Source organism: Pedobacter nototheniae (assembly GCF_032678625.1).
Taxonomy (GTDB): domain Bacteria; phylum Bacteroidota; class Bacteroidia; order Sphingobacteriales; family Sphingobacteriaceae; genus Pedobacter; species Pedobacter nototheniae_A.
This window is the reverse complement of sequence record NZ_JAVTSO010000006.1, coordinates 123852-146232: the sequence shown is the minus strand read 5'-3', so window position 1 is coordinate 146232 and position 22381 is coordinate 123852. Positions and strand designations below refer to the sequence as shown.

At 36.7% G+C, this 22381-nt stretch carries 17 protein-coding genes; 8 read left to right on the top strand and 9 right to left on the bottom strand.

What is annotated here, in order from left to right; genetic code table 11:
* Positions 1 to 5: 5 nt before the first annotated feature.
* Together R2Q77_RS17230 and dacB are read left to right on the top strand one after the other, a co-directional pair.
* Positions 6 to 1043 (top strand): DUF2931 family protein, encoded by a 1038-nt coding sequence (locus R2Q77_RS17230; RefSeq protein ID WP_316804968.1) that lies wholly within the window; start codon positions 6 to 8, stop codon positions 1041 to 1043.
* 21 nt (positions 1044 to 1064) lie between these two features.
* Positions 1065 to 2474, top strand: coding sequence for a D-alanyl-D-alanine carboxypeptidase/D-alanyl-D-alanine-endopeptidase (dacB, locus tag R2Q77_RS17225; protein WP_316804967.1), 1410 nt, complete (start codon positions 1065 to 1067; stop codon positions 2472 to 2474).
* A 40-nt stretch (positions 2475 to 2514) separates the two neighbouring features.
* Here the strand turns inward: dacB and R2Q77_RS17220 are convergent, their stop codons facing one another.
* Positions 2515 to 4881, bottom strand: a complete 2367-nt coding sequence (locus R2Q77_RS17220; RefSeq protein ID WP_316804966.1) for a mechanosensitive ion channel family protein — start codon at positions 4879 to 4881, stop codon at positions 2515 to 2517.
* A 295-nt stretch (positions 4882 to 5176) separates the two neighbouring features.
* On the opposite strand from R2Q77_RS17220, the gene R2Q77_RS17215 reads away from it, so the two are divergent.
* The 3 genes from R2Q77_RS17215 (at position 5177) to R2Q77_RS17205 (ending at position 8300) form a co-directional block, all read left to right on the top strand.
* Entirely contained in the window at positions 5177 to 6025 is an 849-nt protein-coding gene (locus R2Q77_RS17215; RefSeq protein ID WP_316804965.1) for a DUF2911 domain-containing protein, read from the top strand.
* Between the two features lie 442 nt (positions 6026 to 6467).
* Complete coding sequence (eno, locus tag R2Q77_RS17210) at positions 6468 to 7763, top strand: phosphopyruvate hydratase (protein WP_316804964.1); 1296 nt, start codon at positions 6468 to 6470, stop codon at positions 7761 to 7763.
* A gap of 240 nt (positions 7764 to 8003) precedes the next feature.
* A complete protein-coding gene (locus R2Q77_RS17205; RefSeq protein WP_316804963.1) occupies positions 8004 to 8300 on the top strand; it encodes an FtsB family cell division protein in 297 nt (98 codons plus the stop codon).
* 1243 nt (positions 8301 to 9543) lie between these two features.
* On the opposite strand, the gene R2Q77_RS17200 is transcribed toward R2Q77_RS17205, so the two are convergent.
* Together R2Q77_RS17200 and R2Q77_RS17195 are read right to left on the bottom strand one after the other, a co-directional pair.
* The gene (locus tag R2Q77_RS17200; RefSeq protein WP_316804962.1) at positions 9544 to 10155 is read right to left on the bottom strand and encodes a trimeric intracellular cation channel family protein; all 612 of its coding nucleotides are present in this window, start codon (positions 10153 to 10155) and stop codon (positions 9544 to 9546) included.
* An 11-nt stretch (positions 10156 to 10166) separates the two neighbouring features.
* Positions 10167 to 12251, bottom strand: a complete 2085-nt coding sequence (locus tag R2Q77_RS17195) for a hypothetical protein (protein WP_316804961.1) — start codon at positions 12249 to 12251, stop codon at positions 10167 to 10169.
* Positions 12252 to 12682: 431 nt separating this feature from the next.
* On the opposite strand from R2Q77_RS17195, the gene R2Q77_RS17190 reads away from it, so the two are divergent.
* The 3 genes from R2Q77_RS17190 to R2Q77_RS17180 all read left to right on the top strand — a co-directional run bounded on the left by R2Q77_RS17190 (position 12683) and on the right by R2Q77_RS17180 (position 15129).
* Complete coding sequence (locus tag R2Q77_RS17190; RefSeq protein WP_316804960.1) at positions 12683 to 13516, top strand: hypothetical protein; 834 nt, start codon at positions 12683 to 12685, stop codon at positions 13514 to 13516.
* Positions 13517 to 13519: 3 nt separating this feature from the next.
* Positions 13520 to 14242, top strand: a complete 723-nt coding sequence (locus R2Q77_RS17185) for a hypothetical protein (protein ID WP_316804959.1) — start codon at positions 13520 to 13522, stop codon at positions 14240 to 14242.
* Between the two features lie 152 nt (positions 14243 to 14394).
* Positions 14395 to 15129: a murein L,D-transpeptidase family protein gene (locus tag R2Q77_RS17180; RefSeq protein WP_316804958.1), complete on the top strand. Its 735-nt coding sequence runs from the start codon at positions 14395 to 14397 to the stop codon at positions 15127 to 15129.
* A gap of 105 nt (positions 15130 to 15234) precedes the next feature.
* Here the strand turns inward: R2Q77_RS17180 and fabG are convergent, their stop codons facing one another.
* The 6 genes from fabG to R2Q77_RS17150 form a co-directional block, all read right to left on the bottom strand.
* Positions 15235 to 15978, bottom strand: coding sequence for a 3-oxoacyl-[acyl-carrier-protein] reductase (gene fabG, locus R2Q77_RS17175; protein WP_316804957.1), 744 nt, complete (start codon positions 15976 to 15978; stop codon positions 15235 to 15237).
* A 74-nt stretch (positions 15979 to 16052) separates the two neighbouring features.
* Positions 16053 to 16616 carry a hypothetical protein gene (locus tag R2Q77_RS17170; RefSeq protein ID WP_316804956.1) on the bottom strand — a complete coding sequence of 188 codons (564 nt, stop codon included), beginning with the start codon at positions 16614 to 16616 and terminating at the stop codon, positions 16053 to 16055.
* Complete coding sequence (locus R2Q77_RS17165; protein ID WP_316804955.1) at positions 16617 to 17693, bottom strand: agmatine deiminase family protein; 1077 nt, start codon at positions 17691 to 17693, stop codon at positions 16617 to 16619. It lies immediately after the preceding gene.
* Between the two features lie 274 nt (positions 17694 to 17967).
* Positions 17968 to 18843 (bottom strand): carbon-nitrogen hydrolase, encoded by an 876-nt coding sequence (locus R2Q77_RS17160; protein ID WP_316804954.1) that lies wholly within the window; start codon positions 18841 to 18843, stop codon positions 17968 to 17970.
* A gap of 168 nt (positions 18844 to 19011) precedes the next feature.
* Positions 19012 to 20976: an SPFH domain-containing protein gene (locus R2Q77_RS17155; protein WP_316804953.1), complete on the bottom strand. Its 1965-nt coding sequence runs from the start codon at positions 20974 to 20976 to the stop codon at positions 19012 to 19014.
* A gap of 1126 nt (positions 20977 to 22102) precedes the next feature.
* Positions 22103 to 22324 (bottom strand): cysteine-rich CWC family protein, encoded by a 222-nt coding sequence (locus R2Q77_RS17150; RefSeq protein ID WP_316804952.1) that lies wholly within the window; start codon positions 22322 to 22324, stop codon positions 22103 to 22105.
* Positions 22325 to 22381: the final 57 nt, after the last annotated feature.

Here is a 22381-nt window from a genome sequence, read left to right as displayed (position 1 = left end):
ATCCTATGTTTAAAGAAAGAGAAAATATTATCAACGTAGTTTTAGCGGCTATTTTAATCCTTATTATTACAGCCAATATTGTTAAAATGAAAAATTACCGTGCCGGCGATAGATTTGAGTGGTCGAGCGGAGTTTACAGCATGCCCGGTAATACAGTCCAGGTAGCGAAATGTACCTTCTCATATGCCGATCATTGGAATTACTCCATCAATAATGACAAAATACTAAATAATGGACGTGATGATATAAATTATACGGAGAAAGGGCTTGAAAAAGCTTTTTATCCCGATAGTTTGGACATTAGCTGGTATTCTTATACCGAACGAAAATTTTATGGTGGAAACTTTTTACTGCCTTACAGATTGATTAACGACCTTGCCAGACAGCTTCGCAATACCACAAAATCATACAATATAGATTACGCCAGAGCCAATCCCGATAAAGTTAGGCTACAATTTCTGGCTGAAGTTTTACCCAATGGGAAGCTAACCGTTTGGCTAAGTGATTTGGATAAATACATAGAAATAGGAAAATACCAGGCAAAACAAATAAATAAAACCTGGGAAATTTTTAACAGTTCTTACGGAAATAGTGAAACGAATAAGAAAATAAATATTGCAAGCCAAACCTCACTGGTTATGGATGAATATGCATATTCAATAGAAATTCAACTTCCGGATCTTTTATCTCTACGAACGTTAAGTGTTAACCCATACAATCAAACCAGCTGGAAACTCGATAAAGAAAGTCCTCAGCCCATTCCTGTTTTTAAACACATCCCAAAAGATATAATGTTTACCTGGGGTACCAGCAAAAAAGAATATTGGACACAATGGAGTTTTAAAGACGAAGAAATTTTGTCGGCTTTCAAAAAACTGCAATCTTTACCGGGAAATAATAAAACGATTTTACTGATTAAGGTAAATGATAAAAATGATAAGGTAACCACCAGCTTAAAGAAAGGGAGTACAATTATAGCGCTCCAATGCGCCTATGACGATCCTAAAATTTACGAACGTGAGCCACAAAAAGAGGATGATTAGTTTATCCAGTGATCTTAATATATGATACCCAAGAAATTTATAGTATTTCTATTCTTATTGCTTAATACAGGTGCTTTTTCGCAAAGCAGAATTCAGAAATTAGAAAGTGCCTTTAACCGGTTATTAACAGATGAGCAAGCCAAACATGCCATTGCCTCAATTTGTGTATTGGATGCAAATACCGGGAAAACACTTTTCGCTAAAAATGAAGAAATTGGTTTAGCAACGGCTTCAACCTTAAAAACCATAACCGCCGCAACGGCTTTTAGCATTTTAGGCAAAGATTTTCAGTTTCAAACTACTTTGGCTTATTCAGGTAATGTTACTGCAGATGGTGTTTTAAAAGGTAATTTGATTATAACTGGCAGTGGCGATCCTACATTGGGCTCTTCCCGCTATCAAAATAAAGAAAATGTAGTTTTAAACCAGTGGGTAGCGGCCATTAAGGCGGCTGGCATTAAAAAAATTGAAGGGGCGGTTATTGGTGATGATGGTATTTTTGGTTCGCAAACTACGCCGGAAGGCTGGGTTTGGCAGGATATAGGAAATTATTATGGAGCCGGCACTTCGGGGCTGGCGTGGAGAGAAAATCAGTTTGATGTACATTTAAAGCCTGGCAATAGTACCAATGATGCTGTCGCCATCTTAAAAACCAGCCCGGAAACTTCTTATGTTAAAATTATAAATGAATTAAAAACCGGTAGTTCCGGCTCTGGCGACAATGCCTATGCTTTTTTACCGCCTTACAGCAATGTAGCTTATCTGCGCGGAAGCTGGGGAATGGGCATCAGTAAACCCGGAATTTCTCTTGCCTTGCCTGACCCTGCTTTTGACTGTGCTTACCGCTTGCAAGACACCTTAAAACGTTTGGGCATTAACGTTAGTCAGCAAGTTACCACAACAAGGCTTTTAGCCCTGAACAATCAAACAGTTCCGCCAGCTACACAAAAGATAAGCACCATTAGTTCTCCTTCTTTAAGCGAGATTACTTATTGGTTTTTGAAAAAAAGCATAAACCTTTATGGTGAAACACTTTTAAAAACCATTGCTTTAAAATCTGGCAAAGCTGCTACCACAAGCAAAGGTGCAGAAACAGAAATTAATTTCTGGGCTAATAAAGGCATAGATAGAAGTTCACTAAACATTATTGATGGTAGCGGATTGTCGCCTGGTGATCGGGTTACTACTGCTGCAATGTCGAGCGTTTTATTCCAGATTCAAAAAGAGGCCTGGTATCCTGATTTTTATAAAGCATTACCGGAGTACAATGGCATGAAAATAAAAAGCGGAACTATAAATGATGTTTCAGCATTTGCTGGTTACCATACGGATGCTGCCGGAAATAAATATGTGATTGTAATTAATATTAATAATTATAGCGGAAGTGGCATCAATAAAAAACTATTCAAGGTTTTGGATGAATTGAAATAAGCAGATCTTATTGCCTTTTCGATTACGTGATCTAAATAAATTAGCTCAATGGCCTAACCTGAAGCTCAATACCTGCTTCAGACAAAACAGCTTTAACATCAATCATTGCCTCTGTTCTAACTTCACCAGCCACACTTAAATCTGCCACCCAAAGCAAAACCCGGATACCAATAGCATATTCACCAAAATCTTGCAGAATAATAACCGGTTTTGGTATAGGAAGAACTTTTTCATTAAGGGCCAATTTATCTGCAATCAATTTCCTTGCATCTTCCAAATTTGTATTATAAGGAACGCCAACGGTAAACTCTACACGTTTACTTCTATCTTGCATGGTCCAGTTAATTAAGTGCTGCGAGAGTAAATCACCATTGGGAACAATAATATCAGAACCTTCGGCACTGTGGATTTTGCTGGAACGAACACCAATTTCTTTTACAACACCTGCCTTTGTTCCAATCTCTATCTGATCTCCGATTTGAATTGGCCGCTCAAATGCAAGGATAACACCAGAAACAAGGTTATTTACAATATTCTGCAAACCAAAACCAATACCAACACCTAAAGCACCCAGCATTATAGAAAGCCTGTCAATCGGAATTCCGGCGGCCGCAATTGCAATTAAAAAACCAACAGTCCAAATGGCCAAACGTATAAGCAACATCATGGAATTTAAGCTATTTCTTTTACCTCCGGCAACAGCTTTTTCATGGCCGAAGAAAAAACTAATAAAGCTTGATATGATAGAAGATAACCAGATTATACAGATAAATATAGCAATGCTGGCAAAAGTAAATTTGTAACTGCCAATAGACCTGGTTTCATAAAAAAACTGGGAAGCAGAATTTGTCAACAAATCGTATAAAGTAATATTTCTAACAAAGGAAATGAAGAATACCAAAGAAGCAATAACCCACAAATATGTCTGAAAACGATGCTGAAGCTCTTTAAAATTTATAAAATCCGAAAAGCGGCTGGATTGGTAAGCTTCAGTTTGTAAATAAATAGCCTCCAAAACCATGGTACAAAATACCTTTAAAGTAATACCGAGCATTAAACATTGAATAGCACTTACACCAAAAATCTTTGCTAAAGAAACACGACCTGTTAAATTAAAAAAGATGGAAAGTGTAATTTGAACAATCGCAAAAATAACGAGTGCCTTGGTTGCTGGTGAGGGCTCTAACTGTACAAAAAGTTGAGTTCGGTTTCTAATAATTTTAATGCACAGCAACAAAAGCAGGATTCCTGTTATAAATAAACACCAGCGTTCGCCCAAGGCCGAATCCAAAAGAACATCATCCAAAGCATAAAAAACCCATAAACCACTTAAGATAAACCATGTTATTTTTGCATGGCGGGTTAAAAATGGTGGAAGAAGAAAACATAGAGCCGCCAGTCTTAAAATTTCAAAAGTATGAAGTAATGACATTGTAGGGTTTGCAAAAAGAAATGGGATATATGTAAAAAAGCCCATTATAGATGCAACAACAACACTTCGCTTTAAAAATTTAACCTGGCTTAAAATACTTTCAGCATCGTCCATTTTCCTGATCCTGCGCATATTAGAAATCATCCAGGCAGTTACCACAATAAATATAAACAGGCTTAATACAACAACCCCGATTTTAGCGGATAGATAAATTAAAATAATTTTCCACGACCGACCTAATGCTTTAAATATAACTTCGAGAAACGAACTTTCGTACGCATCGCTTTTCGCCTTAAATAAAGGGGGCTCCTCCTGCGACCACATATTAATTTTCTTGGATATGGATAAATAAAGCATATCAGAAGAAAGATTTTTGGTTTGCAACAGGTTTACAGAAATCCGGCTGCTTAACAAATTTATTTTGGTCAGTGTTTTTTGTTCTAATGCACTGGCATTTTTGCCTTCGTTAATTACATCCGTTAGTTGTGCTCTTAAAGTCGAATCCTCTACAGCCACCTTCAATCCGGCATCATTGATAATTTTCTTTAAGTCAGTTTTACTTTTTGCAAGTTCAGTAGTGTAGCCCGCAAGAATCGTTTTGTAATCATTTAAATTATCAGAAACTTCACTCAATAGGATTACAGCGCTATTTAAGCTGCGTAAATTCATTTGCTGGCCGCTCTTTTCAAACCTGGCTTTAAATGCTTTTACTTTGGTTTCAATATCAGGGAGTACTTTTTCAATTTTACTTACATCATAACCGCGTTGCAATAAAAATTTATTCCGATCGATTATAAAATTATAAGTTTCAATTTTATTTACTAAAACCGGCACCTCACTTTCATCTATATCTTTAGTTTCGGCTTTGGCCTTCGGGTTGACTTTATGTTGTGCAGATACTTGCAAAACCGACAACAATAATAATGCGCAAAGAAAATTGCGGATACCATTTTTCAAAAGACCTTTTAAAACCATGTAAATTGTAAACTACAAATGAACGAAATAATGTTGTGCAACGGATATAAACTCAAATAGGGAATGCAAAAATATGGTATAAATCAGCAATTTGTATTGCTTTTAATTAGAAATTAAGAGAAGTAATCAGTTTTAACAAAAAATAACAGTTTTACTAATTTCAATAATTTATTTTTTCATCGAAAAATTGAGTATGAGATTTAAATTATTCCAAAAACATATTAATAAAGTATTTAAAAATTACAGTAAACTCAGGGCACATTTCGTAAATTAGCAGAAACCAAAACAATAAACTATGAAATTCTTCAACAAATTTACAGTACTACTGATTATGCTATTGGCCGGAGCCAATTTAGCAAACGCACAAGACTTAAAAATACCACAACCAAGTAGCGGACAAACCCTTATTCAGGATTTTGGATTGGGCAAAATTACTTTGGTGTATTCACGTCCAGATGTAAAAGGCCGCAAAATTTTTGGCGGTATGGAGCCGATGGATAAAGTTTGGCGCACAGGTGCAAATGCTGCCACCAGGATTAAATTTACGGATGATGTTAAAATTGAGGGCAAGGATTTGCCTGCAGGCGAATATGGACTGTTTAGTATCCCGGGTAAAAATGAATGGACCATTATTTTTAACAAAACGGCCAATCAATGGGGAGCATACGATTATAAAGAAAGTGATGATGTGTTACGCGTAAAGGTAAAAGCCGTAACCTTAAAAGATAAAGTAGAAACCCTTACCATGCAGTTTGCCAATGTTACAGAAACTTCGGCTCAGTTAAATTTAATGTGGGAAAACAGTGCCTTTAACGTAAACATAACCACATCGATTGACGAAAAGGTGATGGCCAATATTGCAGATGCTATGAAAGGTGAAAAGAAGCCATATTTTGCTGCTGCTCAATATTACTACCAAACGGGTAAAGATTTAAAAACAGCTTTGGAATGGATGACTGAAGCCGAAAAATCTGATCTAAAAGCTCCCTGGTTTAAGTTATGGAAAGGCAGAATCCAGTTAAAAATGGGTGATAAAGCTGGCGCTATAGCGACTGCACAACAAGGCATTGATGTGGCAAAAGCACAAAATATTGACGAATATGTACGTTTAAACACGGAACTGCTTGCTGAAGCAAAAAAATAAATAACGTAAAATACTTGGCGAAACCGTTGGATTAGATTCAACGGTTTTTTTATTTGTGAGTGCTGCAATAAAGAATTTTCAACTAAGACATTTACCTTCCCGAAATTACCCATCCTAAAGTAATTTAAACCCGATTGAAGTGAAAAGCCCGCACCGAAGCGAGGACTTGTAATGGAAAGCGGGACCAACCTTTATCGAAGCACCACTTCAAATGCTTTTCAAATTAATTTTAACCCCGTATTATTGGCAAAGCGCAATGCAAAAGGCGCTGTCAAAATCAATATTAACTTAAAATTAACGATCTGTTAAACTTGAACAACTATGATAACATTAACCCTTAAAACGCTTTATTTATTTAAAAATAATATTAACTTTGGTGTTAGACTTAGTAATTGTACTTTTTACACTAAGCAGAACAAAAAATCAACAAAAATCAAATAAAATGAGCATAATAATTAGTGTCCATGCCAGACAAATTCTCGATTCGAGAGGCAATCCAACAGTAGAAGTAGAAGTATTAACAGAAGCAGGTGCCTTTGGTCGTGCTGCTGTACCAAGTGGTGCATCTACAGGTCAATACGAAGCTGTTGAATTACGTGATGGGGATAAATCTACATATTTAGGTAAAGGTGTTTTAAAAGCAGTTGAAAACGTAAATACTAAAATTGCTTCAGCATTAAGAGGTGTTGATGTTTTTGAACAAAACGCTATCGACAAAATTATGTTAGATCTTGATGGTACCGAAAACAAAGGTAACTTAGGTGCTAATGCTATTTTAGGTGTTTCTTTGGCCGTTGCTAAAGCTGCAGCTGATGAAATTGGTCAGCCTTTATACCGTTATATTGGTGGTGTTAATGCTAATACTTTACCAATTCCGATGATGAACATCATTAACGGTGGTTCTCACTCTGATGCGCCTATCGCTTTCCAGGAATTTATGATTATGCCAGTTGGTGCTCCATCTTTCTCTGAAGCATTACGTTGGGGAACTGAAGTTTTCCATAGCTTGAAAAAAATTCTTCACGATAGAGGTTTATCTACTGCTGTAGGTGATGAAGGTGGTTTTGCCCCAACTTTTGACGGTACTGAAGACGCGATTGAAACGGTATTAAAAGCAATAGAAACTGCTGGTTACAAACCAGGTTCTCAGATCTGTTTAGCATTAGACTGTGCTTCATCTGAGTTTTACAAAGATGGTAAATATGATTACACTAAATTTGAAGGTGATAAAGGTGCCATCCGTTCAAGCGAAGAACAAGCACAATATTTAGCTGATCTTTCTGTTAAATATCCGATTATCTCTATCGAAGATGGTATGGACGAAAATGATTGGGCTGGATGGAAAACATTAACGGAGAAAATTGGCGACCGCGTTCAATTGGTTGGCGATGATTTATTTGTAACCAATGTAACCCGTTTACAACGTGGTATTGATGAAGATACTGCAAATTCAATTTTAGTTAAAGTAAACCAAATTGGCTCATTAACTGAAACCATCAATGCAGTAACTTTAGCACAAACTAATGGATATACCTCTGTTATGAGTCACCGTTCTGGCGAAACTGAAGATGTTACCATTGCTGATTTAGCGGTTGCTTTAAATTGCGGACAGATTAAAACAGGTTCTGCATCACGTTCAGACAGGATTGCAAAATACAATCAATTATTACGTATTGAGGAAGAATTAGGTGAAAATGCTCGTTTCATCGGCAAAAACTTCAAATACGCTAAGAAATAATTAAATGTAGAGTAGGTCATTCTAAGCTTATTAAAGGCTTCATAATGGCACCTTTATTAATGTTAATAAGTTGAAAAACTTATTTGTAAAACATCCGGAGATTTAAAATCTTCGGATGTTTTTATTTACATTTACATCGTTGTGAACCACAAATCAATCTTAAGACTAAAATATTGCCAAAAGGTATCTGTTTTAAGATCGCTTCGTTCCTCGCAATGACGATTTTTTCTTTAGAAAAATATGAAACGATTAATAGACCTTTTCCGCAATAAATATTTTTTGGCTACCGTTGCCTTTGTAATGTGGATGCTGTTTTTCGATAAAAACGACATGCTTTCTCAATACGAATACCGCAGTCAGGCTAACAAACTTCAGGAAGAAAAAGAATATTTCGAAAAAGAGACGGCGCAGGTTAAGAAAGACTTAAATGAGTTGAATACCAATGTTAATACGGCAGAAAAGTTTGCCCGCGAAAAATACTTCATGAAAAAAGATAATGAAGATGTTTACGTAATCATCCACGAAGAAAAGAAGTAAAATTTCGTTTTACTTTAACAACATGTTCAAAAACCATACTGTCATGCTGACGACAGGAAGCATCTCCAACCGATGAAATGCTATCCAAATAGAGATCCTTCGTTCTACTCAGGATGACAAGTTATTTACACTCAGGATGAAAAACCCTTCTTTGAACCCCTACCTTAAAACCGCACTGTTATGCTGACGACAGGAAGCATCCTCAACCCATGAAATGCTATCCAAATAGAGATCCTTTGTTCTACTCAGGATAACAAGTTATTTACATTCAGGATGACAAACCCTTCTTTGAACCCCTTCCTTAAAACCGCACTGTCATGCTGACGACAGGAAGCATCTCCAACCGATGAAATACTATCCAAATAGAGATCCTTCGTTCTACTCAGGATGACAAACCCTTCTTTGAACCCCTTCCTTAAAATCACACTGTCATGTTGACGACAGGAAGCATCTCCAACAGATGAAATACTATCCAAATAGAGATTCTTCGTTCTACTCAGGATGGCAAGTTATTTACACTCAGGATGACAAACCCTTCTTTGAACCCCTTCCTTAAAACCGCACTGTCATGCTGGCGACAGGAAGCATCTCCATCCGATGAAATACTATCCAAATAGAGATCCTTCGTTCTACTCAGGATGGCAAGTTATTTACACTCAGGATGACAAACCCTTCTTTGAACCCCTTCCTTAAAACCGCACTGTCATGCTGACGACAGGAAGCATCTCCAACCGATGAAATACTATCCAAATAGAGATTCTTCGTTCTACTCAGGACGACAATTTATTTACACTCAGGATGACAAACCCTTCTTTGAACCCCTACCTTAAAACCGCACTGTCATGCTGACGACAGGAAGCATCTCCATCCGATGAAATACTATCCAAATAGAGATCCTTCGTTCTACTCAGGATGGCAAGTTATTTACACTCAGGATGAAAAACCCTTCTTTAAACTCCAACCTTAAAACCGCACTGTCATGCTGACGACAGGAAGCATCCTCAACCCATGAAATGCTATCCAAATAGAGATCCTTTGTTCTACTCAGGATAACAAGTTATTTACATTCAGGATGACAAACCCTTCTTTGAACCCCTTCCTTAAAACCGCACTGTCATGCTGACGACAGGAAGCATCTCCAACCGATGAAATACTATCCAAATAGAGATCCTTCGTTCTACTCAGGATGACAAGTTATTTACACTCAGGATGACAAAATATTTGCAACCCAGGATAACAAACCCTAATAAACAAATTTAGGCAGGGTAAGCTTGTACTTCACTACCAGTATCCTTATGGCGAATATAAAAGCAATCACAATCAGTTTTGCAACAACAACACTTATGGCAAACTGGATTAAGATAAAGTAAAGGATTCCGCCTAAAATACAAGCAGTAGCGTAAACTTCTTTTCTGAAAATTAATGGAATGGTGTTTAATAATGTATCTCGTATAATACCACCGAAACAACCCGTAATGGTTCCCAGGGCAATGCAAATACCAGGACTAAGCCCAAATGTAATTCCTTTTTGGATACCTAACATGGTAAAAAGCCCAAGCCCGAGACTATCGAAAAGAAAAAGGGTAACTTTAAATTTCTTAATATGCGTTTTAAAAAAAATAGTTGCAATAGAAGTAAACAGGATTAATAAACAGGTCCTTACATCGCGCATCCAGGCAACAGGCGTATCACCAAGTAGCAAATCACGAACGGTACCGCCTCCAATTGAGGTAACAAAGGCAATTATTAGCACGCCAAAAGGATCAAGCCGTTTTTGCATAGCCGCAAAAGTACCTGATATCGCAAAAGATATGGTTCCTAAAATCTCAATCGTTTCCGTTGTACTAATATCCATTTATTATTATGTTATAATTCTCCGTTTCTTTTTCTCAGGAACCACTCTGTTCCAAGCAAAATTAAGATTAATCCAAATAACCATTTCATATTAATCAGTTCATCGTAGCGGCGGTCTTCATAACTTATTGTTTTTATATTTTCGTTTTTTAAAATTTCGTCGGCTATTTTCAGTAAATCAGCTGGCATAAAGCACTTACCATTACTTTGTTTCGAAATTGTATTTAATAACTGATGATTAGCCGTTGTTTGCTGGTATTCTGCAATTAAAGCGTTAATATAAAAACTTCCTGTTGCGTTAAATTTTTTACCCCCCAAAATAGTATTGGCAATATAAGTGTAATTTCCAGCAGGCATTGCTCCTGCATTAAGCTGATAACCATTTTCTGTTTTAGAAAAAGTATAACTAAAAACTTTTCCAGCTTCATTTTTAACCTGTAAATTTACTTCGGGCTCATTTACCGGCTGATAACTTTCGTTGTAAAGTGTACCGTTAAACTGGATGCTTTCATTTTCGTCGTATGCCGATTTTGAAGTAAAAACTTTAAATCTTCGTTTATCATCTTTTACCGAAAGGTATTGAACAGTATTTGAGATCAGATTGTTTAATACAGATTTTGGCGCTTCATTTTCCGCTTCAGATAACTTCCAGCGCCATAAGCCTTCGCCTATTAAATAACCTGCCTTTAATCCATTCTCGGATGTAAAAAACAGCAATGGCGATTGTGTAATTACTTTGCCAATGCGTTGGTTGAAAACGGGTGTAGCATTAGCGTTAACCGTTAATCTGCCAAAAGGCATAAGCAATGGATCAAAGCTTAAAAATTGCTTTTTATCTTCTTCTGATAAATTAAAAGCAGTAAAGCCACCGGCAATATCAGGATAAACTTCTTGTACCGAACCATTTGCCGAAGAAAGATTAACCTGGTTTTGCATTTGGTTAAATACATTTACATTGCTTTGTGCACCTAAAATATACCAGATAGGCTTGTTTAAGTTTGTAAGTTTTTGTAGAAAATTCTTAGATATATTTTGCACATCTGGTAATTGATATAGCACAATCAAATCAAATTTAGAGGGGTCTGTAGCGTTTAAATCATCTGCCATAACCAATTTGGCTTCGTAATGTTTATTAAGTGAAATGGCCTCTTTTAAAACTGCCAGATCAGGATGCGGTGCAGAGGCTGCAAGTAAAACTTTTTGCCGGCCATCTATTACTTCCACATAAAAAGTCTGGCTATTATTTCTGGTTGTAATTTCATTTTGCAAAACGCCAAGCTGGACCGTATATTTCTGAATACCTATTTTACCCGCATGCAGTTTTACAGGAATGGTTTTAACAAAAGCATTTCCATTAACGGCTATGTTTTGCTGTTCGGTTTTAATTCCATTTTGTAAAACAGTTAAACTTGTGTTTTCACCATTACTTTGGTACGCTTGTACCTGCACTTCAACGGTAAAGTCGTCGTCCAGATAAACAATATTGTTGTAATTAACATTCGCAATCAGCACATCTCTTTTAGGAATACTATCACCCAGGGCAATGGTATAAACCGGAGCATTGATTTGATTGATCCCATAAAGCGGATTACCTCCACGGTTAAATATCCCATCGGTGGCCAATATAACAGCCCCCACATTTCTGTTAGCATACTCATCTTTAATTTTGCTAAACAGTGCTGATGCATCCGTTAGTCTGCCCTGATTTTTAAAATCTAAGCCATCGGCCACAGAATCAGAAAAATTATAGGTTTTCACTTCATATTTACCTTCCAGCTTATTCTGCAAAGCTTTTAAGTTCTGCTCGTATAACTTCTGGTCAAATCCGGCTGCCTTAACCTGCCCTACAGATAAGGAATTGTCTTGTCCGATGATAATGACAGGCTTATCTAAAGTATAATTTAAAGTCTTAATTAACGGAGCAAAAAGCAACCAGGCTATAGTAGATACCACAACAACCCTTGAAGCTGCCAGGATATATTGAAGCTTTTGGCCTAAGTTTTTATTGCCGCGATAAAGCAAGCCCGCATATAATAGGCCCAACGCAATACAACCTAAAAGGAATAAAATAACATTACCGGAAAAAAAGCCATTCATAATTTATAAAGATGGTAATTTTAGAGAAACTTTTAAGAGTATTTAATAGCAAAGCCTGCAAAGAATTTACCTAAAGTAGAGTAAAAACAATATTCTTTATCCAATTAACCTAAGTTGCGGTTATAAAGATTAAAAAATAACGGTCAAAAAGAGAAACTTTATTTTACTACGCTAAAAAACTCACTTTGATATTCACAAAGGATAAAACTATAGGATATTTTCTTTTTTAATAACCTGCGGAAATAAGCAACCATTATGAAGATCGCAGCAGATAGGTAATCGAATTGATCTAAGTCTGTTAATGCAGATTGCTATTATTTCAGGTATATTGGTTGCAAAATATTATGATGGAAAGCCCAAAACAATCATCGTAGAATTAATTATACAATTTAATAAATTATATCTAAATTGAAGTATCTAAATCTACCATCATGTCAAAAACGCATTTTAAATACACTTCTATACCTTTTCTGGAAATGTATACCAATTGCAAAATTTCTACTAACATACAATTGAGGGCAGACTCAATTATTCAAGGCATTCTTTCAAACCAACGCCGGTATCAGGAAATTGCATTACTGGTTAGGGAAGAGTATAACCGTCCAACCTTTTACAGATGGCCCCTATTTCCTTCCGCGAAACCTGGAATTCCAGTGGAAGAAAGAATTAAAATTAACAGATCATTGCATGGGCTTCCTGAAACGGAACCAGCAGATGAAACGACACGGCCTAATCTATTGAGTTTTGGATCAAAACGACAGATAAGCAGAAAACCGATTATGAATTATAATACACTGGGAGCATTAATACCTTGGTACTTTATTGGGCTCATACACTATAGAGAATCCGATTGTGATTTTTCCAGGCACTTACATAATGGCGATTCTTTAAAACATGTTACAAAAAAAATACCTAAGCTAAGGCCCTTTGTGGGGCACGGCCCTCCATTTGGTTTTGAAGAAAGCGCTGTAGATGCGTTAATATACCAAGGTAAAAAAGATGGCTGGAACGATCATTGGGATTTGAAGAATATTCTGATACGATTAGAAAAATATAATGGATTTGGTTATGAGATGTATTGGGGAGTAAATTCGCCATACCTTTGGGGCGGTACAAATTATTATACTACGGGGTCATATCAAGAACTAAAAGAGAATAATTATGTGAGCAAGTGGTATCCTAAAGTACAATCCAACCAAATAGGAACCGCTGTATTACTTAAAAGAATGGAACAAATGGGCAAAATCTCTGTTCCAAAAAGTTAAATTATGAAATACAAACACTTGTTTTTAATGTTATCACTATTCGTTATAGCATGTAATAATCAGCCTAATCCACCTTTGTCTACAGAAAATACTAAGACCAAAGCGAAAAATAAAGATGAGCAAGATAGTCTCCGCGCTGTTAAAAAATTAACACATCAGATTAATCTGAATGTCAATGCATTCCATAAAACAATGGACAGTCTGAAACTGGGGAAAGGCATGTTTCCGATAGAAAATTATATATATGATTCTATTCCTGGTGATGATTACAATTATGCATTGTTTTATTTGAAATTTATGGCTGCTGCAAGAAGTAAAGATGAGGCAAAAATTACAGCCATGGTTCATTTTCCATTTCAAACCACTAAGGAAAAGTTAAAATACGACCGAGAAAGCCGCACTTACAAGGTTATTGGAGCAGAAAACTGGAATGGCGGCTTACTTAGTAAAAAACAATTCAATGTAGCGTATCATAAAATTTTCACCAATGAGATTTTAGAAAACATCCCTGAAACCAGGCAAAAAGATGTAATGGGTAGCTTCCCGGGTAATGTAAAAATCAATGATGATTATTATGGTCAATTGAGGGCATTTACTGATGCGGGGAGTAACATGTATGCGGTTAGTATCGAATTGCCAGTAAAAAAACGAAAATACACCAATGTCCGTTTTATCTTCGGCCGTGTTAATGGAGAGTATAAAGTTCTGAGTTATTTTCTCGAGTAATATATCCTTCGTACCTTTTTGTTGTATGTGATAATATTCATGTAACAAATTGAAAAAAAAATAAGGGCAGAGCAAACATAACGATTAGAAAATCTAACAGGCTTGCAATAAAAAAATGATAAATTCATTAGCTTTACTTCAAACTACTTTTTATGAAATTAATTTATTTTATGGTCCTTTTATCTTTCACCATAAATGCTAAAGCTCAGGATGACTTTAAGGCGCAGCAGCTCAAATTCGAGAGGGTAAGAACGGCATACAGCGACAAATGGCCCGATTTAAAAAAGTTTTTAAAGGCAGGTGGTTTTGGTGATCACTTTTCTATGGTAATTAACGCATATAAAACCGAAGGTAAACTGGAAATCTGGCTAAAAAATAATACCGATAAAAAATATACTTTGTTTAGAACCTACGATTTCTGTGCGCATTCGGGGACTATTGGTCCAAAAGTTAGCGAAGGCGATGGGCAAACACCTGAAGGTTTTTATTATGTAAATGTTTTTAACCCAATGAGTAATTTCTACCTTTCTTTAGGCGTTAATTATCCAAACAGTGTTGATTATGCCCGTACGGGAAAAGATAAAAAGCCTGGAAGCGATATTTACATCCATGGTAATTGTGTAACTGTTGGCTGCATCCCTTTAACAGATGAAAAAATTAAAGAGGTTTATGTTTTAGGTGTAGAGGTCAAAAATGCCGGACAAGATCAAATACCGGTTAATATTTACCCTTTTAAAATGACTGATGTTAATTTAAAAAAATACGTGGCCCAGTTTCCAGCGCAGGCAAGCTTTTGGAAGACATTGCAACCGGCTTATATGGCTTTTGAAAAGAATAAAAACCTTGTGAAGATTAAAGAGGTAAAAGGAAAATACATTATTAAATAATAACTAAAAGGCTTAAGGCTTAAGGTTAAAACCCACCTTAAGCCTTTTTATTCCTGGATTTTAGAAAGAAAACTTCTGTTCCAAACCTTTTTAAGTTCTACCTTTCTATAGCATTCCGCCGCAAACGGATAAAGTTTGCCCGGTTACATAAGCGCTCATATCTGACGCTAAAAACACACAAACGTTAGCAATATCTTCGGTTTCACCAGCACGTTTTAATGGAATATCTTTTTCCCAGCCTTCTACAACTTTAGGGTCCAACACCTCTGTCATCTCTGTACGGATAAATCCTGGAGCAACCACATTAGCACGTATATTTCTTGAACCTAATTCTTTGGCTACAGATTTGGTAAAACCAACAATACCAGCTTTAGATGCGGCATAATTTGCTTGTCCGGCATTGCCTGTAATACCAACAACAGAACTCATATTAATAAAAACACCTTTACGGGCCTTCATCATTACTTTAGAAGCCGACTTGGTTACATTGAAAACTGATTTTAAGTTTACATTGATTACGTCATCCCAGTTTTCCTCGCTCATACGCATCAATAAACCATCTTTGGTAATTCCAGCATTATTTACGACGATATCTAAGGCACCAAAATCAGCAACTATATCATTAATTAATTGCTCTGCTTCGTCAAACTTAGAAGCATCAGAACGATAACCTTTAACCTGCGTTCCAAAGCTTTTAAGTTCTGTTTCTAAAGCCTGCCCTTTTTCTACCGATGATAAATAGGTAAAAGCAACATTTGCACCTTGTTCGGCAAATTTTTCTGCTATTTTACGACCTATACCTTTTGAAGCACCTGTAATTAATGCTGTTTTTCCTTCTAATAATTTCATTATGAAATGTTGTAAAGTTGAAATATTTTAATGTTGTAAAGTTAATATTAATCTAAAAACTAAAACTCTTATTTTTAGTTTTTAGATTCCAATACTATCCGTTCTAAATTGCGAATAAAAGCATTTCTGTTTTTTCTATTCCACCCGAAAGAAAATAAAGCCGTTTTAGCACTTGGATCACAAATACTATTTATTAGAATTCCGTTGTCAATTTTAATAATTGTAATTAATTCTCCCCAATTTAAATAAGTCCGTGTTTTATGAAATGCACTAACATAAATGTTATTTTTATCAAGAACAATCCATCCGGTTTCCTTACTTGTTACAATAAGAGCACATTTATATTGGCTTTCAGTAAAATTAATGATTACCTTTTTGAAGGTTAATCTACGATATTGAATAGTAAATAATAAAATAGCAATTACTAAAAAGCAAAACCCGATATTAAATAATTTTTCAGAATTGTGAATTACAGGTTCTAATTTATTAAAATAATTTTTAATAACCTGACACCAAAAAAGACCTGTTCCAAAGAGCATTAAAACCACAATCCAATAATGTGAAATTTTATCCCAATAACTTAAGCTAAGTCTCTTGGAATTTATCATTTCGCTAATTAATTTGTCATTGTACTTCATTTAAACCACCGGTTCCTGTTGGCTTAAACAATGAAAACTTCCCAATCCCCAGATAATATCGACTGAGTTAATACCCACAACCTTTCTATCGGGGAAGCAACCTTGAATAATATCCAAAGCTTTTTGATCGTTTACATCACCAAAAACCGGAACAATAACAGCTGCATTTGCAATGTAAAAATTAGCATAAGATGCAGGAAGTCTTGTATCTTCATGAATAACCGGCGATGGCATAGGTAACTTTACAATTTTTAAACGTCTGCCATCTTTTAGTTTCATTCCTTTTAATGCTTCGTAATTTTCTTCCAAGAGGATGTGGTTTTCATCCAAAGGATTGCTTTCGATTGCAGTTAAAACCGTGTCTTCATTTACAAAGCGGGTAATATCATCAATATGTCCATCGGTATCGTCCCCTACAATTCCATCGCCCAGCCACAACACCTGCTCAACACCATAATATTCCTGAAGATATTTTTCAATCTGCTCCTTGGTTAAATGTGGATTGCGGTTTTCATTTAGCAGGCAAGCTGTAGTGGTCAAAACTGTTCCTGCACCATTAAATTCTACCGAACCACCTTCCATTACAATATCAGGTAAAAACAAAGGCAAATTAAAATGTTTTGCTATTTTGGTTGGCACCATATCATCCAAATCATAGGGCGGATACTTTCCTCCCCATGCGTTATAACCCCAGTCTACAACAGCTTTTTGATTGCCGTTTAGTACAAATGCAGGCCCATGATCGCGGCACCAGGCGTCGTTGGTTTCATTGAAATAGAATTCAACCTGTACCAAATCAGCACCTACTTTTTCAAGTTCGGCAATGGCAAAAGTTTTCATTTCCTCATCTTTTACATTAATTCGGACTTTTTCGCCTTCGGCAACAGCTTTAATAAATTCGCAGTATGGCTTATAGATGCTTTCTATTTTTCCAGGCCAGCTTGCCTCTTTATGTGGCCAGCTTAACCAGGTAGCTTCATGTTTAGCCCATTCAGCTGGAAAAGAATAACCTTGCTGCTTTGGTGAATAATCGAATTGATTAAGATTTAATTCTTTTCTTGGAGGAAATTGTGACATCAAATTTTAATTTATAAAATGAATGGTCTGTAAAAACAACAATTGTTATTATTTAGTTAAACTGGTTGTTAAGCTAAATTAAACGTGTCATCATTTCGACTGAAGCTAACTGATTCTTCATCGGTAGCGAAATGGAGAAATCTTTAAACTAATTTTGAAAGACTTTAGCTGCTTTAAAAGATTTCTCGGCTTCATTGTACTCTGCTCGAAATGACGATAAACGTTTATCGGTTAATTGGAAAAAATTGTTAGATTTTCGCTTCAGTCTTTATGCTTAATCCTCGTCTATATACCTCTTGGTAATCGGCTGATAAGAATCAATTCTTCTATCTCTTAAAAAGGGCCAGTGTTTACGCATAAAATCGCTTTGATTTAAGTCTAATTCAACAACTGTTGTTTCTTCCTGATCGTGAGAAGCCAGATAAAGCAATTTCCCCTGAGCATTTGTGGCAAAACTTCCACCCCAAAATTTCATGGCACCCTCTTGCTCAAAACCAACACGGTTAACACTGACCACCGGAACGCCATTTGCTACCGCATGAGAACGCTGAATGGTTTGCCATGCATTATACTGGTCCTGGTTGGTTTCCTCATCCTGGTCAGTTGCCCAACCAATTGCTGTTGGATAAAACATAATATCAGCGCCCATTAAAGCAGTAATACGCGATGCCTCAGGATACCACTGATCCCAGCAGATTAAGATACCGATTTTAGCAAATTTTGTTTCAAAAACCTTATAACCTAAATCACCTGGAGTAAAGTAGAATTTCTCGTAAAAGGCCGGATCATCAGGAATATGCATTTTGCGGTATTTACCTAAATAAGAACCATCTGCATCTAAAACAGCCGTAGTATTGTGGTATAAGCCTTGCGCGCGTTTCTCAAATAAAGAAGCAATAATTACAACACCTAATTCTTTGGCCACCACCTGTAATGCATCTGTTGATGGGCCAGGAATTGATTCGGCTAAATCGAAGTTGTCGTAATCCTCAACATCGCAAAAATATAAAGAGGTAAAAAGCTCTTGCAAACACACAATCTGTGCACCTTTTGCTGCAGCCTCCCTAACCTTTACAATTGCTTTATCTAAATTTTCCTGTTTATCTTTAGTACAGCTCATTTGTACCAAGCCAACTTTTACTTTACTCATCCTTAAAAAATTAAAATGCAAAGTTACTATTTTGTTTAAAATTAGAACGGCATAATGATGTAATTGTTTTTGTTTTCGAAAAGCAGATGGTATTGTTTTAAAAGAAATTGAATAATGGTTACAAACCAAAAAGCCCCGATTCTCATCAGGGCTTTAAGTTTAAACTAATTAAGGATTAATGTTATCCCTTTTGGGTTTTGTTTTTGTTTCTACAATTTCTGCTACAGCAATTACTTCTTTACGTTTTTCAGGATCCATTAATTCCATTAATTTTAAGCCCAGCAAGCCGTCCATTGCTGAACCACCTGTATTCCCATTTCCACCGATTAATACATCAGGAATTAATTTCACATTACCTTTCGACAGCTCTTCGGTAATTTTATAGCGGGTAAAATTCTCGCCGCCTAAGGCTTTTACCGCAAGTTCGTAGGCTTCGGCTGTTGATTTACCTACGGCCAAAATTTTACCAGCCTCGGCGCTACCTGTTAAAGAGATTTGCTCGGCCTCAGCCGATGCTCTTAACTTAATCGCTTCCGAATCGGCCTGCGCCCTTGCTTTAGTGGCTTCTGCCTCTGCGTGTGCCCTCATTTTAGTGGCCTCCGCTTCTGCACCAACGGCCAGTTTAACACCGGCAGCATCACCTTCCGATTTTTTAACGGTTGCACTTGCTGTACGTTCGGCAATCTCAACGCTTTGTTGTGCCTTAACAATATCTTTTTGCATATCAGCAATGGCTGTTTCCTTCTCCATCCCCTGGCGCGTTTCCTGTGCCTGTTTCTGTGTATTGTAAGTTACCTTCTGCTCCTCCGCTATTTTACGGTCTGTTAGGGTTTTCATTAACGACTCCGGAGGCACAATGTCTCCAATAAGTGTATCCACTGCATTTACGTTATATTCATCTAATACTTTACGAATATGTTCTTTTGCTGATTCCTGACGTTCTTTACGTGTGCTTAAAAAAGCAATTACATCACTATCCTGTGCCGAGTTACGAAAATAGTTACCAATGGTTGGTTCTAAAACTTGTGAAACCAAATTAACCATATTACCGAAACGCGCAATTACTTTCGGGGCCTCGGTGGTTGGAACATGAATAATCTGAGCTACATCGAGGTTAAACGGGAAACCATCTTTTGAACGTACCGTTATGGTAGATAAATTTTTATCGAGATTATGTGCTTCACTTCGTGCAGATGCCCAGTTTAAAACCAGATTTGTTGTAGGCACCAATTCTACCTTCATGATGTATTTATTAATTGGATATTTACCCGGGCCAAGTGGTTCAAGCCATACACCTTTAGAACCTTTTCCTACAATATTTCCATGTTTAAAATCCACACCGGTTAAATCGTTGCCTTCGTTGCCAATGTAAGAAATTACAACACCTACATAACCAATGGCAATTTCCGTCATCGGGATTTCTTCCATTTGAATGGCCCATGGATTTAAATTATACGAGCCGGCTAAAATAACCTGCGGCTGTAAACCCCGGTTACCCCCATTTTTAATAAAATTATCGAAATTTTGAAAATTGTTGTGGCCCTCTACCAGTTTACCGGCAATCTGGTTGGCTTCAATCGGTAATCCATCTAAAGTAGTTACAATTCCCACCATGCTTTCCTGTATCCGGATCATTTCTGTAACCGAAACCTGAAATAACATAGTGTTAATACGATAGGAACCAGAGGTAATGTAAGAAGTCTGACGACCTCGTTGGCCTCCATTTTCAAGAAACTTAACTGCATCCTGAAAGTTATCAGACTCTACTTTTTGTCCGAGGATATTACCTGTTGGAATTTCGGCCCCATCCTTGGCCATAATCAGTCCGATTTTCCCCTCCGGAATAACCGTAAACTGTTCCATGGTTACGCTATACTGCCAAAACCACATTCCAAAGTATAATCCTGGAGCCAGCGTTTTACCCTGGAAACCAGCTTCGCCTTTAATGGCTATAATGCGCCCGTCGGGCAGCTCCCGGTCGGAACCGAACAGCACAAATTTTTTGGTAATCAAACCAATTCTGTCTTCGGGCACAATGACCATCCCGAACAGGAAACGTAAAATGTATTTGTATAAAACTACGCACAACAGTGCCACTAAAACCCACCAGTAATTAGAAATGAGCGCTTCCATAATTATATTTTTTTCTTTTTTTAGTACTTGATAAACCATTCATCAAGCTGCCAATCGATAGCAAACCACGTGCTGAATGCCGTCTTTTTAAGGCCATTCCAAAAGAATATTTATTTACACGCCAAGGCCTCAGAGAGGCATTAAGCCATTAGATTATTAAAATATAATCTGCACTTGACATTTTGTTAAATCGTTTAACCTGAGGCTTAAAAACAGCCAAAATATAGGTTCGGCATCAACCAAATGCTTTGGTTTTACAAAGGAAGTTAATGTTGAAAAAAGGCAGCAAAATATGTCCTCTTTTATAATCAAACCGACTGACTATTTTGCGATACATTTTTACATTTTAATGAACACATTTGCAATTACCTCTATAGTAGTTTGTTTTAGACGATGGACGAACAGGCTTCATTGTAAGTTAAAAAAGGTTACATATACTATAGCCCTATACGTCTTTTCGACTGGAGCGCAGCGAAATGGAGAAATCTTTTAACGGTGTTTAAATGGAAATTTCGGCACTACGGTTGAAATGACAAGCGATTTTGAAATAAATAAATACATGAAAGATTGCCTCGTTGTGCCGCCTCGCAATGACGGTAATTTTCAATAACAAGGATAGGAATACGTCTTTTCGACTGGAGCGCAGCGAAATGGAGAAATCTTTTAACGGTGTTTAAATGGAAATTTCGACACTACGGTTGAATGATAAGTGATTTTTGAAACAATAACCTCGTGAAAGATTGCCTCGTTGTGCCCTCGCAATGACGGTAATTTTCAATAACAAGGATAGGAATACGTCTTTTCGATTGGAGCGCAGCAAAATGGAGAAATCTTTTAACGGTATTTAAATTGAAATTTCGACACTACGGTTGAAATGACAAGTGATTTCGAAATAAATAAAAACATGAAAGATTGCCACGTTGTGCCGCCTCACAATGACTTTATAAATATCGCTGAAAATGCTTTAGAAAGGCAGCAACCTTGAATATGTCTGTCATGCTGAGGCACGAAGCATCTGCCACCGATAAAACAGATGCTTCGTACCTCAGCATGACAGATATGTTAAAAAAATAAAATGATTGGGATTGATGTAATTGAAAAGCTTAGAAACCTATTGCTTAAAAGCCTAAACGCCTATTTCTTCCCTATACTCTTGCTGTAATTCGAATAAGCATTTTGCGCAAAGGCAGCCATCGTATAACTCAGAAATGTACTGCACTTCGTTAATGCTAAGTTGCACCACACTGCATTGACATTTTGTATAAGAATTTGCCTTACACTCTATAGCTGTATTACATCTTTCGCAGGGAATGATTTCATGTTTGGCGCTATGGATGTGTGCAGACATATACAAAAGTATAAACAAAAAATAAGGTTTTGAGCGTTTGCCCAAAACCTTACGATA

Excerpts from the sequence above, each read along its gene's own strand:
- R2Q77_RS17230 (WP_316804968.1), top strand. The coding sequence starts at position 6 with ATGTTTAAAGAAAGAGAAAATATTATCAACGTAGTTTTAGCGGCTATT.
- dacB (WP_316804967.1), top strand. The coding sequence starts at position 1,065 with ATGATACCCAAGAAATTTATAGTATTTCTATTCTTATTGCTTAATACA.
- R2Q77_RS17220 (WP_316804966.1), bottom strand. The coding sequence starts at position 4,881 with ATGGTTTTAAAAGGTCTTTTGAAAAATGGTATCCGCAATTTTCTTTGC.
- R2Q77_RS17215 (WP_316804965.1), top strand. The coding sequence starts at position 5,177 with ATGAAATTCTTCAACAAATTTACAGTACTACTGATTATGCTATTGGCC.
- eno (WP_316804964.1), top strand. The coding sequence starts at position 6,468 with ATGAGCATAATAATTAGTGTCCATGCCAGACAAATTCTCGATTCGAGA.
- R2Q77_RS17205 (WP_316804963.1), top strand. The coding sequence starts at position 8,004 with ATGAAACGATTAATAGACCTTTTCCGCAATAAATATTTTTTGGCTACC.
- R2Q77_RS17200 (WP_316804962.1), bottom strand. The coding sequence starts at position 10,155 with ATGGATATTAGTACAACGGAAACGATTGAGATTTTAGGAACCATATCT.
- R2Q77_RS17195 (WP_316804961.1), bottom strand. The coding sequence starts at position 12,251 with ATGAATGGCTTTTTTTCCGGTAATGTTATTTTATTCCTTTTAGGTTGT.
- R2Q77_RS17190 (WP_316804960.1), top strand. The coding sequence starts at position 12,683 with ATGTCAAAAACGCATTTTAAATACACTTCTATACCTTTTCTGGAAATG.
- R2Q77_RS17185 (WP_316804959.1), top strand. The coding sequence starts at position 13,520 with ATGAAATACAAACACTTGTTTTTAATGTTATCACTATTCGTTATAGCA.
- R2Q77_RS17180 (WP_316804958.1), top strand. The coding sequence starts at position 14,395 with ATGAAATTAATTTATTTTATGGTCCTTTTATCTTTCACCATAAATGCT.
- fabG (WP_316804957.1), bottom strand. The coding sequence starts at position 15,978 with ATGAAATTATTAGAAGGAAAAACAGCATTAATTACAGGTGCTTCAAAA.
- R2Q77_RS17170 (WP_316804956.1), bottom strand. The coding sequence starts at position 16,616 with ATGAAGTACAATGACAAATTAATTAGCGAAATGATAAATTCCAAGAGA.
- R2Q77_RS17165 (WP_316804955.1), bottom strand. The coding sequence starts at position 17,693 with ATGTCACAATTTCCTCCAAGAAAAGAATTAAATCTTAATCAATTCGAT.
- R2Q77_RS17160 (WP_316804954.1), bottom strand. The coding sequence starts at position 18,843 with ATGAGTAAAGTAAAAGTTGGCTTGGTACAAATGAGCTGTACTAAAGAT.
- R2Q77_RS17155 (WP_316804953.1), bottom strand. The coding sequence starts at position 20,976 with ATGGAAGCGCTCATTTCTAATTACTGGTGGGTTTTAGTGGCACTGTTG.
- R2Q77_RS17150 (WP_316804952.1), bottom strand. The coding sequence starts at position 22,324 with ATGTCTGCACACATCCATAGCGCCAAACATGAAATCATTCCCTGCGAA.